This is a genomic window from Niallia sp. FSL W8-1348, assembly GCF_038006745.1.
Taxonomy (GTDB): Bacteria; Bacillota; Bacilli; order Bacillales; family Cytobacillaceae; genus Niallia; species Niallia alba.
Genome location: NZ_JBBOVV010000006.1, coordinates 1 through 12833 on the forward strand (window position 1 = coordinate 1; position 12833 = coordinate 12833).

General features: G+C 34.7%; 27 protein-coding genes. All 27 read right to left on the reverse strand.

Annotated elements, in window-relative coordinates; genetic code table 11:
- Window positions 1-455: 455 nt before the first annotated feature.
- Window positions 456-1073, reverse strand: coding sequence for a hypothetical protein (locus NST60_RS26535; RefSeq protein WP_341101013.1), 618 nt, complete (start codon window positions 1071-1073; stop codon window positions 456-458).
- 26 nt (window positions 1074-1099) lie between these two features.
- The gene (locus NST60_RS26540; protein WP_341101064.1) at window positions 1100-1546 is read right to left on the reverse strand and encodes an ArpU family phage packaging/lysis transcriptional regulator; all 447 of its coding nucleotides are present in this window, start codon (window positions 1544-1546) and stop codon (window positions 1100-1102) included.
- A gap of 72 nt (window positions 1547-1618) precedes the next feature.
- Complete coding sequence (locus tag NST60_RS26545; protein WP_341101015.1) at window positions 1619-1777, reverse strand: hypothetical protein; 159 nt, start codon at window positions 1775-1777, stop codon at window positions 1619-1621.
- Window positions 1778-1814: 37 nt separating this feature from the next.
- Window positions 1815-2783, reverse strand: a complete 969-nt coding sequence (locus NST60_RS26550) for a DNA cytosine methyltransferase (protein WP_341101017.1) — start codon at window positions 2781-2783, stop codon at window positions 1815-1817.
- Window positions 2784-2927: 144 nt separating this feature from the next.
- On the reverse strand, window positions 2928-3545 hold the full coding sequence (locus NST60_RS26555) for a dUTP diphosphatase (RefSeq protein ID WP_341101020.1): 618 nt from the start codon (window positions 3543-3545) through the stop codon (window positions 2928-2930).
- A gap of 11 nt (window positions 3546-3556) precedes the next feature.
- Entirely contained in the window at window positions 3557-4405 is an 849-nt protein-coding gene (locus tag NST60_RS26560) for a hypothetical protein (protein WP_341099714.1), read from the reverse strand.
- Window positions 4406-4465: 60 nt separating this feature from the next.
- On the reverse strand, window positions 4466-5155 hold the full coding sequence (locus NST60_RS26565) for a helix-turn-helix domain-containing protein (RefSeq protein ID WP_341101022.1): 690 nt from the start codon (window positions 5153-5155) through the stop codon (window positions 4466-4468).
- 1 nt (window position 5156) lies between these two features.
- Window positions 5157-5300, reverse strand: a complete 144-nt coding sequence (locus NST60_RS26570; protein ID WP_254416313.1) for a Fur-regulated basic protein FbpA — start codon at window positions 5298-5300, stop codon at window positions 5157-5159.
- Between the two features lie 2 nt (window positions 5301-5302).
- Window positions 5303-5518, reverse strand: coding sequence for a hypothetical protein (locus tag NST60_RS26575; protein WP_341101027.1), 216 nt, complete (start codon window positions 5516-5518; stop codon window positions 5303-5305).
- On the reverse strand, window positions 5481-5933 hold the full coding sequence (locus NST60_RS26580) for a RusA family crossover junction endodeoxyribonuclease (RefSeq protein WP_341101028.1): 453 nt from the start codon (window positions 5931-5933) through the stop codon (window positions 5481-5483). Before NST60_RS26580 ends, NST60_RS26575 begins: the two co-directional genes overlap by 38 nt.
- Window positions 5930-6139, reverse strand: coding sequence for a hypothetical protein (locus NST60_RS26585; protein ID WP_341101031.1), 210 nt, complete (start codon window positions 6137-6139; stop codon window positions 5930-5932). Before NST60_RS26585 ends, NST60_RS26580 begins: the two co-directional genes overlap by 4 nt.
- The gene (locus tag NST60_RS26590; protein WP_341099701.1) at window positions 6136-6405 is read right to left on the reverse strand and encodes a hypothetical protein; all 270 of its coding nucleotides are present in this window, start codon (window positions 6403-6405) and stop codon (window positions 6136-6138) included. Before NST60_RS26590 ends, NST60_RS26585 begins: the two co-directional genes overlap by 4 nt.
- Window positions 6395-6574, reverse strand: coding sequence for a hypothetical protein (locus NST60_RS26595; RefSeq protein WP_341101033.1), 180 nt, complete (start codon window positions 6572-6574; stop codon window positions 6395-6397). The genes NST60_RS26590 and NST60_RS26595 overlap by 11 nt, the downstream gene beginning before the upstream one ends.
- The gene (locus NST60_RS26600) at window positions 6564-7424 is read right to left on the reverse strand and encodes an ATP-binding protein (protein WP_341101035.1); all 861 of its coding nucleotides are present in this window, start codon (window positions 7422-7424) and stop codon (window positions 6564-6566) included. The genes NST60_RS26595 and NST60_RS26600 overlap by 11 nt, the downstream gene beginning before the upstream one ends.
- Window positions 7318-8169: a hypothetical protein gene (locus tag NST60_RS26605; RefSeq protein ID WP_341101036.1), complete on the reverse strand. Its 852-nt coding sequence runs from the start codon at window positions 8167-8169 to the stop codon at window positions 7318-7320. Before NST60_RS26605 ends, NST60_RS26600 begins: the two co-directional genes overlap by 107 nt.
- 6 nt (window positions 8170-8175) lie before the next feature.
- Window positions 8176-8721, reverse strand: a complete 546-nt coding sequence (locus tag NST60_RS26610; protein ID WP_341101038.1) for an endonuclease domain-containing protein — start codon at window positions 8719-8721, stop codon at window positions 8176-8178.
- Between the two features lie 170 nt (window positions 8722-8891).
- Window positions 8892-9698, reverse strand: coding sequence for a PD-(D/E)XK nuclease-like domain-containing protein (locus NST60_RS26615; RefSeq protein WP_224428439.1), 807 nt, complete (start codon window positions 9696-9698; stop codon window positions 8892-8894).
- Complete coding sequence (locus NST60_RS26620) at window positions 9649-10536, reverse strand: hypothetical protein (protein ID WP_341101042.1); 888 nt, start codon at window positions 10534-10536, stop codon at window positions 9649-9651. Before NST60_RS26620 ends, NST60_RS26615 begins: the two co-directional genes overlap by 50 nt.
- A 15-nt stretch (window positions 10537-10551) precedes the next feature.
- Window positions 10552-10854, reverse strand: coding sequence for a hypothetical protein (locus tag NST60_RS26625; protein WP_341101043.1), 303 nt, complete (start codon window positions 10852-10854; stop codon window positions 10552-10554).
- Window positions 10855-11028: a hypothetical protein gene (locus NST60_RS26630; protein ID WP_341101045.1), complete on the reverse strand. Its 174-nt coding sequence runs from the start codon at window positions 11026-11028 to the stop codon at window positions 10855-10857.
- A 97-nt stretch (window positions 11029-11125) separates the two neighbouring features.
- Window positions 11126-11278, reverse strand: a complete 153-nt coding sequence (locus tag NST60_RS26635; RefSeq protein ID WP_164463660.1) for a DUF6906 family protein — start codon at window positions 11276-11278, stop codon at window positions 11126-11128.
- An 11-nt stretch (window positions 11279-11289) separates the two neighbouring features.
- Window positions 11290-11499: a YqaI family protein gene (locus NST60_RS26640; protein WP_341101050.1), complete on the reverse strand. Its 210-nt coding sequence runs from the start codon at window positions 11497-11499 to the stop codon at window positions 11290-11292.
- On the reverse strand, window positions 11492-11797 hold the full coding sequence (locus tag NST60_RS26645) for a hypothetical protein (protein WP_341101052.1): 306 nt from the start codon (window positions 11795-11797) through the stop codon (window positions 11492-11494). Before NST60_RS26645 ends, NST60_RS26640 begins: the two co-directional genes overlap by 8 nt.
- Window positions 11790-11915 carry a hypothetical protein gene (locus NST60_RS26650; RefSeq protein ID WP_283959569.1) on the reverse strand — a complete coding sequence of 42 codons (126 nt, stop codon included), beginning with the start codon at window positions 11913-11915 and terminating at the stop codon, window positions 11790-11792. Before NST60_RS26650 ends, NST60_RS26645 begins: the two co-directional genes overlap by 8 nt.
- A 2-nt stretch (window positions 11916-11917) precedes the next feature.
- Window positions 11918-12325 (reverse strand): YopX family protein, encoded by a 408-nt coding sequence (locus NST60_RS26655; protein ID WP_341101057.1) that lies wholly within the window; start codon window positions 12323-12325, stop codon window positions 11918-11920.
- Between the two features lie 72 nt (window positions 12326-12397).
- The gene (locus tag NST60_RS26660) at window positions 12398-12565 is read right to left on the reverse strand and encodes a DUF6877 family protein (RefSeq protein WP_312093726.1); all 168 of its coding nucleotides are present in this window, start codon (window positions 12563-12565) and stop codon (window positions 12398-12400) included.
- Entirely contained in the window at window positions 12566-12736 is a 171-nt protein-coding gene (locus NST60_RS26665; RefSeq protein ID WP_341101062.1) for a hypothetical protein, read from the reverse strand.
- Between the last annotated feature and the right edge of the window lie 97 nt (window positions 12737-12833).

The following is a 12833-nucleotide window of genomic DNA, read 5'->3' on the forward strand; positions in this document are numbered from 1 at the left end:
CTTCACCCTTCTTTCTCCAAAATAAAAAACGCTTATTCAGAATTCTACAATGGCTCAAATTAGCGTTTGAATCTAAAACTAATATAAATACTCATTTTCTTCTTATTGCTCCGTTATGGCGCTTATACGTGTCTCTGTTAGTACCCATCAATTCACGTAAATCACGCTTAGATAATTTCTCTTTTCTAACCTTATTTAATTTCTCTTTGGTGTCAGTTCGTAGATGATCTTTTAGTTTCATAATCACCACATCCTACAATAGTGTTCAGACTTACATAATTGGCTTATTTCGCATTTAAAATAGTTTTATAGACAAATACCTTAGATAAAAGAAAAACGCTCCTATGAGTCTAGGAACGTTTTCTTTTGATTTATTAACTTAATATCATAATAACATGGTTAAAACCTAATGCTCTGCCGTCTTACTGCCAAAATACTGCATTTTAACTGACATCTTACAGTTTATAATCACCTATGTTTAATTCGTCTTTCATCTTAGTTCTAACATCAATTATCTTAATTGATACATTATCAATATATTTTTGTAAATCAGAGTATGAAAAAAACTTTATTGGATTATCTTTCTCAGAATTAAGGGAATATGTACTTGAAATATTACGACCTATTTCATTAAGTCCTTTAAAGATTTCTTCTCCGATTTTTGAAACCTCATCAGAGAGAAATAGTTCTGAATACAAATAATGATCATACGCATTCTCTATTTGTTTTAATACTTCTTGTATATAGTAAAAAGTCTTTCCCTTTGTGTTTTGGTCTATTTTTGGAGTATCTTCTAAAGTAATTACTATCCCCATAAAAAACTCTAATTCTTTTTTTGCTTTTAATAAATTTTTATAAATTTCAGGATATAATTCATGCCTTTTATTTGAATACAAGCTAAAATCATGTATTTTTCTTTGGAAATCCATTTTCTTTTCTTCAGTTAATAAAGTTAGTTCGTTTCTAAAACTCTCAAGTCTTCTGTTGTAAAAATGACTAATCCCTCCTTTGACAGCGAATAATGCTACACCGGATGAAGAAAGTATTGATATTAATATAGTTTTCCACTCCATATTTTACCTCCCGTAAATAAGAGCACCTATTTTGCTAGGTGCTCTCCATTACTATACACTTCAATTTTTAATAGAAAAGCAAGCTTGTAAAATATTCTCGCTTTTAGTCGATAATACCTTCTTTCACTGTAGCCGATTTCGTTATATATTTCGTAATCAAATATTTCTTCATCCTGCAAATATCGTTTAACAATGATTTCTCTCTCTTTAACAGCTAATCGATTAACAGCTCGTCTAATCCATTCGATGTAATTCTCCCGTTCTCTTTCGAAGTCCACATTCTTGATTGCAATATCTTCCGTTGTTGAATGAAATTCATTTGTATTAGTTGGAGGAATCAGCGAGTATGTAGCTGTTAATTTCGGCAGCCTTTCCTCTGGAATAGTCAGTAAGTAAAATCGATATTTTTCAAATGCTGCTTCTACTGCTTTTTTAGTTGCATCACGATCTATCTCAGGAAGCACAAAAGACATTTGTTTCAAGACGACTCCCCCTTATGTTATAATAGCTTTGCGGAGCTAGGAGGAATCCTAGTTTTTTATTGTTCAAATTTTATAAATCACTAAATATCTAGTAAAGAAATTACCTGTATCAGATACAACTGTATTCATTTTTACATCTATAACTTCTTTTCTCTGCAAGAATCTGTTCATATTTATTAAACAATGTGGATCATAATCATCAAAAACCTCAACTTGTATCATTTCCCTTCACCCTTCCTTTCTGCGGATAAGTTTCGACCTATGCAGCAATGACTTTATCTGTTTCAATTAACACTTTGAATATTGCTTCTAATACATTCACGACAATGCTATTCCCAGCTAAAGCGTACAAAGTAGCATTTCGTTTTCCTGGTTTAGTAGGAAATTCTTTCAACATCAAGTTATAGTCTTCATCATCAAAACCTAATAATCTCCAACACTCTCTTTCTGTTAAATATCTGTATTGAGGATTCTTCAGTCTAATAATACCGGCATTAGGACATCTATCTTGTCTTTCTGTTATTGTGTAACAAAAATCTTTTATTACATCTAACTGCCTTTTATAAGATCCTGTTGGTTTAGGGTTAAATTCCTTAATTTTATTCAACATAGATGGAATTGTAATTAAGTATTGTTCTGGTATTTCATCATCCATGCTAAATTCCAAATACTCACTTATGTTTATCATTTTCTTTCGCTCTAACTTATTAAAATCAAATTTCTCATTACCAAATAAAGAAATGCAAAACACTCTTTCTCTTGCATGCGGTACTCCAAAATCTCTGGCATCTAAAACATCAAAGGAATTAGTGTAGCCTAACCTTTCCATTTCTTCTAAATAGTAATCGAATATTGGTCTAACCCCTTTATCAAGAACACCTTTTACATTCTCCCAGATAACAATTTTCGGCTTCCACATACCCATTTCCTCAATAATTCTCAATGTTTCTAACATCAGATGCGAACGGGAATCAGAAGATAAGCCCTTACGACTTTTATTTCCTCTGCTATTATCCTGACATGGAGAACCATGAACAAGAATATCTGGCTTTAAGTTCCAAGTAGTCACATCTTGCGGTTTGTGTAAATGATTATATAAAGCGTTATACGCTTTTACTCTGTTAGGAGTCCATTCAACATAATCTATGCATTTGTGATCTATACCTAGATTAATCAAAGCTTTCCTAGGTGCACCAATTCCTCCGAACAACTCCAGTATCTTAATCATTTAATCACCTTCTTCTTACGTTTAACTTTTAATGGATGCTCGCCCACCCCTTTACAACGTGGGCAAGTTTTATCTTTATAAATCGTTCCAGAACCATTGCACATCAAGCATACTGTCATATCAAACAGGCTTGTTATGCTCATTTTAGTACCCTGTATCTTGTCTTACATGGTTCACTTTGTTTTTATCAAAATAAGCTGTTTCTATCTCTTCCCATGTGAATCCGAGCATTTCACCTAGACCGATGTATAATTCAAGACCTTGCATATAATTATTCTGATATCCTATGTCCCTTTCCCATTTTATAGAAAATAACTTTGTGAACTGTTTAGTAATTGTCTTCCTTTTAGATGCCTCGGGAAATGTTTCTTGATTTCTTAAATCAATGTCATAACCATGTTCCAATCCAATCTCCAATACAAAATGCAATCCGTCCACATATTCTTCAAGGAGTGGATTTTTATGATCATGATGATGGTCTGTCACATCATCAAATACGATATTTCCGTATTCGTCTCTTAGTTGGTATTCATAAGCACCTGTTTGGCTGATATGCAAATGCTGATATTCCTTTTTCAACTCCCATTTACTAATTCTAGGTTCTTGGTCCTTACTCCAGAATTTAAACCCTCGCCATTCATTCGCACATTCACCAATCTCAACCAGCAATGCTAATATTAATTTTTCAAAGCGATCTGCACCTTTATAGCCGATTCTATCTCTAAGCACTTTTTGTGTATCGAATAATTTTTGTATGTTCATTTTGATTCCTCCTAATCTATAAATACGGTGTCTGCTGTTACCTGTTCATTGCTTGTTATTTTTACAACTGACTTATCAGACGGCTTTAATTTAAAGGTATCTACCTCATAATCATTGATTATTGAAACACTACTCACATAGCCACTTTTATAAGTGAGAAACTCACCATCCCAGTACCAATGATTAGTTAAGTTCGGGGAATATCTGCTGTAATAGCTAATTTCAGAAGGATTAATTGTTTTTAATAAAGCCTTTCTTCCAACGTAATCTATCTTTTTGCTAAAGTTAGGATAAGCTTCAATGAAGTTCTCATACACTTCCGGCAATACTTCTTGCAAGTGAGCTAAAAACAAAGGTACTTTTTCTTTTTGATAACTAGTTATTTCTCCGCCCATCATTGCTTGTGGACGATAAGAGCAGATGCGATATATCAAATCGCTATTGAATTTCTCTAATTCTATATACGAATTGCTATTACTAAACAAAGCAAATTCTCCAACTACGTATTTTTCATTTTCGTTTTTGGTTATTCTGATAAACGGATATGGGAAAACGACAACATCATCGATAACTCCTAATTTTTGTGGTGGATAACTTAATTTGTTGTATTGTTCTTGATCTTGCCATTGCTTTTTAAATTGACTATACTTCTTTGCTCTGCTTGTATATCCTCTGAATGTATTCACAGATCCGAATTTACACCCTGAACTTAACGGAGCTCTTACATTTAGGCATTGTCCGTTTTTAAAAAAGGAACAATTTTCGTGTTTATCACAAGAAATAACACTTGCTTCAATCGGAGTTTCTTTTCCTCCAAATATGCTTTTACCTCCGTATAAACCAACATTGATTACTTCCAATTCTGTCCCTCCTAATATTTGATTCTCTCCCTCCTGAAGGAAGGAGAGTGAAGCTATTACTTATGCAGCACCATCTTGATCTTCATTTTCTTTGGATTGTTCACTTTCTTCTGTTTCTTGTTCTTTTTCCTCGGTTTCTGTTACTGGCTCTTCATTCTTTGGTTCGTTTTCTTCTGTTTTTGTTTCACCTTGGCTTTCTTTCCAATCCCACCAAGCTTCAGCAAGTGGAGCAACTTCTTTGCGATAATCATCAATCAGATCTGCTACTGTACCAGAACTAATTTCTAATTCATTTGCTAATTTACTGAATGATTCACCTTCAATTTTTCGTTTAACAATATCAGCAAAGTTTTCTGGATAATTTTCTAATTGCGGAGCAAGACCAGCTGCTATAAACGCATCTATATGTTCACGATCGATTTCCTTTTTCTCTTCTTTGGTCTCGATTTTCTCTTCTGGTAAATCTAAGTCGGCTTCTAATTGCTCGAATGTTGGCTTTACTTCCTCAACCACACCATTGTTATTTACTTTGTACTCAGTCAAAGGACGATTAGTCTGAGCGTTTAAAGTAACGTTATAATTAACAACCATTGATTCAATTTGTATTTCTGCTTTTTCATCAATCATTTCCGCTAATTTGTCTAAGTGTCCTTTTAAAGCAGAATCGCTCACTTCCAATACGATTTCTTTCACGCCTTTTGGCTTAAGGTTAATCTTCTTTACTAAAGCTTTGAAATCTACATATGACATGTTAATTCGCTCCTTTTAATTGGTTATATATATTTTTAAGCTCCTGGTATGTAAGCTCGTAAAGTTGTCTATTATCAGGAGTTTTGAAATATCCTAGATTAATAAGTTTTGCTTTTAATTCGTCTTTTTCTTGCTCTAAGTTCATTCCTATTGCCCTTCCACTTTTCTTAATTTGGCTATCCAACAACTGCTATGAGTGTTTTGGACAAAGATTTTTCTGTTGTAACTATCTCGGTCGAATACTTTTCCATCCTTCTTAATTTCAGTAATGGGATAAGTAATCTCATATCCTCGACTTACAAGATCATTAATTGCTTGTACAGCTTCATATTTCCGCTGTCGTCTGATGATAACCGGGTTCATGAGTCTTCACTTCCGATACAGTTACTTCGATTCTAGGAGTCTGTGAATACCATTTGCTGACGTATAAATCGACTACTTGGCTATCATCATTCCAAATGATTTGCTTTAGAGCGTCCTTGATACCTTTCACATAGTTATCAACATCTGGCTTTGTGACTGGACGTAATTCTCCACTTTCAGCAGCTTCTGCCTTCTTTTTGCTGAAACTCTTTAAAGTTGGTTTATATACCTTAACTTCTAGCAATAATGGACCTTCTAAAAGAGACGGCGGTCTATGCTCGGCAGCAACTAACTTTACATATTGCTTAAAATCCTTTGATTTCTCAGGATCATAGGCTCTTGTGAAGCCTCCTTGTGTACTAAACTTGGGGCGCCCTTGTGCCACAGGTGTTCCATAAACTGTGAATGATATCAAATTTCCCACTCCTTATAACTACATGGTATTTGGCTTGCAATTTTCAAATAATTTTCTCTTAATCCATAAGGAATTCTTTTGCTTCTATCTTGGTTGTAATACTTGTCCGTTTCTTCCTCAATTGATTTATGATGGTGAATGCACAATGGTACGAGCGCCCAAGTACTGCTTGCATCTTGATTGCAATATGGATAACAGCACTTCATTTTTTCTTCCTCCTATTCACTTGTTTTAATTTCTTACATTTCGCTAGATGAATGACCGCCAGCATGATTTCATCTGGATCACGATTCATCATTTTGGCGATTGGCTCTATATCTCGGAAATCATTGAATTGTTTAGAAATCTCTTTTAAGTCACTTTCATAAAACTCAAAGTTACAATCTTCAAGTACTGTTATTTTCCTGTCACTTCTTGCCCTTCCATCCGGCTTGTAATTATGCGGTGATGTTCGATTCTTCTTAGCTGCCAACTGGGCTCATTTCTTTCTTGTAAGCTTTTATTCGTTCTTTTATCGCTGCCATATCTGCCTTGAATTCTTTTTCTGTTATAGGCGGACAGTTAGGACAAGGTTTATAGCGAATGCCATATGCTTCAAATTCATGAATGGTTCTTTTTCCGTGACATAGATTACACATCATCCGAACCTACCAATCTATGATTTAACTTCTTACGATCACCTTTGATAACAACTGTATAATCCTTGCTCATTTCGAAAATTCTTGTTCCTAGAGCTTCGTCAATATCGCAAAGTTCATCCACTGTTTTTTCAGAAGAAATCATAATCGGCTTATGATTGATGTATCTGTAATTAATAACCGCAAACATTTGTTCAATCTGAAAGTTTGTAGGAAAGTCGCGACCTTTGAACAAATCATCTATAAACAACACATCAACACGTTTCATTTTCGTTAGCTTCTCTTCCAATCGGTCAAAGTTATCTTTTAGATCGTTAAAACCTTCAACGAATGGGAAGTACAATACGCTAACTTGCTTTTTCATAATGAGATTGTTAGCTAATGCGATAAGAAGATGTGTTTTCCCCGAACCTGGTTGTCCAAGAAGGGATATACTGTTTACACGATTTGTCTTAATACCTTCGTAGTTCTTAAAGTAAGCAACAGCACAACGGTAGGCATCATGGATAACACTGTCTTTACCTTCAAGAACGAAGCTAGAGAAATTGATTTTCCGAAACTCTTCTGTTATCTCACTGAATTTAAGAAGGTGGTTAGAACGTTTCTTTTTTGCACATGTACAATCTTTCATAGTTAGATAGAATTTAAGTTCACCATTGGGCCATTTTCTTTGGATCCCTTCGCTATCTAAATCAGGAATATCCTCTAGATAAAATCCCTTATCCTCACATTTTGAACAATTGTATTTAATCTCGTTTTCCGAGCCATCCCACTTGGTTCCCTGTGATCGATTCGCCTGGACTCTTTTTTGGAGCTCTTCCATTACTTGAGCGATACTTCTTGCTTCTGCCATTTTTCTCACCGCCATTCAATTTGGAATAGTACTTATCAAGAATGAAACCAACACAGTAATTTAAGCTGTTAATTTTATCTCTAGAGTGTTTAGGTTCATAAGTATTAAATCTCTCTTCAAGCCATAAAATAGCATCATTGATATTAACACCTGATTCTAAAATTTCATCAGCAGCTTGATCATCTTTTGGAGAATGGTCAAATCCATATCCTCTTAGCGAAATGAATTTTTGAAGAAGTGTCTTTTTAGCAAGCAGCAAAGATTCTTCTTCTTCTGCTTCTTCTTCTCTTTCTTTTTCTTCTTCTTTTTCTTCTTCTACTTCTTCTTCTTCCCCATAGTCTATGGATAGGGTATCTATACCGTATCCATACTGTTTACAAAGACCGATAAATTCCCTTACAAATTGCTTATTCTTTATAGTTCCTAACTCTTTTTTTATGCACGCTATAACTTTTGGACTTTTCACAGCGTTGTATTTAATCCAATTTGTTATAAAGAGTTCTTTCGTAGAATCGTCAAATTTTATTTTTCCGTATTCGATAAAACGATTTAACAATTTATCAACCGTTTCTCGGTTATAACCTGTCTCTGTCTCTATAATTCTTTTAGGTAATTCATAAATGCCGCATTGAGAAGTTTTGCTATTAGTCATAAGGTAAATGTAAAAGTACTTCTCTTCTGGAGTTAGATCTAGTACAAACCCATCTTGCCAAAACTCTACATGTACTTGTCTGTACTTAGCCATTACTTATCACTCCTCATAAATAACTCTTTTGATGAAACGAATTACATCAGCTGCACACTTTTTAGGATTCTGATAAATTTCACTACCTGAAAATCTAATGATTCTATATCCTTCCATTTGCAAGTCTCTATCTCTTGTTTTATCAGCTATAGCCTGTTCCTTCGTTTTTTCGTGGTACTCATGTCCGTCACACTCGATTATGATGGATGTGTATTTAACAGAACCGAAAAATGGGAGTGTGTTTATTAATAAATCAGCACGATATCTTTTATCTTCAATCCATATTGTTGATTGAGGAATAATCTCGTGGTACAAATCATGATTCTCCATCAATTCCTCAATTTGCTTTTGTAACTCCGTTGCTAACAAGTACTCAATTGGAGTGTCACAATCTCTAATTAACTTCATTTCTTCTTCTAATATTCTAGCTGCTTTTTTGTACGCTGCATCTTTTACAGACACTGGCATATTTTTGAGATCGATCATCATGTTTTCTAGCATTTCTTCAAACTGTGATTTTTGTATTTCTTCTTCAAAGAAATTTTTATTCACTCAAATCCTACCTCCTATAACAAATTGCCATTCCATTTGATACTTTCTTAACTCGATAACCGGGATAGCACTTTTGTATATATTGCAAAATAAGTTGTTTAAGATGTTCCGTATCTTTTGCTTCCTTCCAAATCCACTCTGGCAAGACAACATGAGTAGGAACATCTTGGTCATACATAAAGCAGCGATCCTATTTCCATGGTGTCTGATAGCTTTTTTACTGACCTACAATAATCACATTTGCCACAACCAATAGGTTTTTCCTTACCATGTTTCACCTGTACAAATCGTTCCATCTTCATTTCTGCATATTCATACTCGAATGAAAATCTCGATTCATCAAAATGTAAAACAGCTTTGTTAGGTGGATTCTCCTTTGTAACAGCCACGATGTATGGGTTATATAAAGCACCTGTATTTTGCTCAATAATCTTGCGATAGATAGCCATTTGAAGGACATAATCCCACGCTTCAACAAATGATACCCACCCTTCGTATTTATCGCTCCAATACCTTTTATGAAGGTCCTGTGTAGTCTTTAAATCCGAGAAAGTATTTCGATTGTGATTAATAGAATCCACTTTGATTTTCCAAGGAGAACCGTATAGTTCCCCTGTGAAAATCACTTCTTTCTCACCTTCCATTGCAAACATAGCGAATGGATCCTGTTTTACTGCATATATCATAGAATTAGCTGTTTCAAAGTCTGAATACATGCCACCACGCGACTTAAAAATGGCCCCGTTATTTTGTTCTACAAACTCTTTAAAGGCTTCTTCGCTTTCAAAGGCAGCATGTACATAAGAACCGACAATCAAAGCATTTGAAGAAGGTTGCTTATATTCACCACTTAGTTTTGCAAATGCTTTAGCTTCACACTCTACAAAGCTTTTAAACTGGGAAACTGACATGTAATCTCGATCAGCTTCAATCGAATGATAATTCTCCTTGTTCAGTTGGAGCAGATTCTTTTCCATCTACCTTGTCAGCTCCCTTCTCTTCTTTGAAAGACTCTGCTAATGTGCTGCTTTTCTCTTTCTCTGCTTTTTTGGTTTCTTGTCCTTTTGAAAACCATTCATCAACTTTGCTCATTCCATCTTTTAATGAATTAAAAATCTTGATTAAATCTAAATAATCTCTTTCAGAAAAGGAATCAACGTTATAACCGAATCGAGTCTCAATCATTTGTTGTGTTACACGATGATTGTCTTTGAATGCTTTAAGAGCATTTCCTATTCTGTCCTTTAAAGGACTCTTATTTTGACCAGTAAGGGTTCTATTGCATTCCTCAACCGCCTTGTCCACAATGTCTCCTGGAATGATACTTAGAACACAAGCACGAACTCTTCTTGCTCCTTGGTTAGCAACTAACTCATAGATGTCTCTTGGATCATCTAATTTCTTAATTTTGCCGCCTGCCTTTCTAGAATGAGGAACAGTGAAAATCTTTTCCTGTCTTACGTTTGTTTCTAAATCCCATGCATAAGCCATTGCTACAGATTCACCGTTACGTTGTTCGAGTTCTTTTACACCAAACGATAGATTGCCCCAGTTTTGAGCTAAAACCTCAGCTAGACGAATAGATGGGCCTTCTACCTTACTTCCTCCACGTGGATAGCTATAGACTGCTTGCTCAGCTAATGCAGGTCTTTTACAGTTATCTAAAATACGTTGTTCAGCATCAAATACATTTCTAGGAAACTGTTTGGCCATGAATATTTGACCTTTTACTTCCTCCATTTCTCGGCTGCTTGAAGACTGTGCTAACACTCCTGGTTGTTGCTGTTGGTTATATTGCAAAGACAATTCGCTCATTTATTCTTCCTCCTTTTAATCAAACCAAATTTCCACTTTAAAATTTTTATCAGCATCGATCACGCTACTACCACCAAAAAACGAATATCCATTGTCGCAGATCATGGCTAGTTCTAATTCTGAAACTTCTACATCATCCTTTAACTTCCCATAATAAACATGAGTGCCATAACCACTGTTTTTGGAATAATCCTCACAAAAATTATTCAATCTAATGTCGTACATGCTTTTAACTCCAAAACGTTTAAGTAAAGACTCTTTTACTTTTGGATAATCATTTACTCCTTTTTCTGTATCCCAGATGCTATCTAATCGCATTTATTTTTCCTCCTTCAATTCTTCCTCCAAGTTTTCGTATATCTCAATAAGTTGGCCATATAAACGACTGCCACTAAAAAGGTGATTATGACATTCCAAAAAATCATACAGTTCATTTAACAAATGATTTTCCGGACTATAAACAGTTCTATTTTCAGAGTAAAAATAAGGCATTTTTTTAACCTCCCCTTGATTTTTAAAACAATATGTCCTATCATGTACTTAACTATTTGTTTGAAAGTCGCTTGACTCGTGCGCCAACACGGGTCTTTTATTTTGGGATTTTTCTTGTTGTTCCTGTGAATCTATGAACCAATGAAACTTGATCACCAGCATTCTTATAAATCAGCCAGTTGTCGGGATTTAACCCATAACTTTTAATGTGAATCTTTTGCTTTTTAGTTGGATTCTTACCTTGCTTCATAGCTTGTCCTCCTATTCTGCTGTTTTAAATTCAAACCCCAATTCCTCAATCAAGTAATCTTCTAAACTGTCAGCTAAAATGACATTGCCATCATGTTCAATAATCTCGTCACCTACTAAAATTTCATTTCCGAAGAAATCAATCCTAGCGTGTTCCGGCTGTGCAATCATATTCGGATAACCAGTGGCACGTATTTGACTGATTATTGGATGTTCAATCATGTAACTCTTCCTCTTCTTCCAACCATGATATCTTCAACGTAACACTAAGTAACAAGTCAATAACACTCACTTGAAAACCTCTATCTTTGTAATAGTTCACTAGTGATTTAGTTAATTTAAAATCATTCCATAAAGGATCACCGGGAACAGGTGTGATGTAACTGAAATGACCATCATTAGCTTTACTTGTGATAATTTCATTTGTTCTATTAATAAATTGTTCTAAGTTTGCTACAGCTACTTTATGTTGATTAGCTGTAGATTTCTTTCGCATTTCTGCTGCATTCATTTCACTCAACCCCTTCCATCATTTCGCCTACTGTGATTACTTCTCTTGGACTAGTGGAGAACTCTACATTTTGAATCCTTGTATGTAGATCACCGTCGAATATTGCGTTAATTACTTCTTGACTCATGCTTATTCACCCCATTCTAATAGTTCAGGATTTTGGTAGATATTGCCGATTATTTCTGAATAATATTTCATTCTGAAAAGTAGCCAACTTCCACAACATAATTCCATTTGATCGTTATAGCCAACTTCATAATTACCATCAATATTTATTGAGCGTTCAAAAGGATGATTGCTTATTTTGACGATATCCCCTTCATAAATTTCCACACCGTTTTTGTCTTTTAGGCCGGTGTACTGACTTAGTTCATAGTTATCTGTTTTGTTGTATTCAATCCAAGACTGCATAGCCCAATTTCGTTCATCTTTTTCATACACTTCACCATCAGTTGAAATAAAAATTTCTGGAGAAGCGTTATAATCAAAAGTTCGATACTTCTTATCCCAAATACGAAATTTAATCTCCCTGCTCATATGCTCACCTCCTTAAAATATTCATTGATTCGTTCGTCTTTTTTCGCACATTGCTTAAAAAGGAAAGGCTATTCAGCCTTTAACAAATCGCTTTGCAAATCTTAATTGTTGCTCGATGTATGGATCTGTTTCTTTACCTCCACTTGCTAACCAATCGCCTATACGTTGATTAATGTCTTTCAATACAGGAAGTGGTAAAAGATGCGCTATAGATGTTATTTCTTCCAGTGGATTTTTCACCTACTCTTCACCCTCCACAATCTTGTATCCCAGTAACATTAAAGACCATTCCATTCCAAGTCGGATTTTTCCATCTTCTTGAATTGAATATTCTTTGATGAATCTTTCCTGCTGTTCAGCTGATAATTCTGTTCTTGGTATTCCGTCCGAAAAGATTACTTTTAATTTCATTTACTTCACACCCTTCACATATTTAGATGATTTAACGATTTTGATATAACGATCAGCTGGTGCTAACTTTAGCCATTCAGATGGTTTGATTTTCATT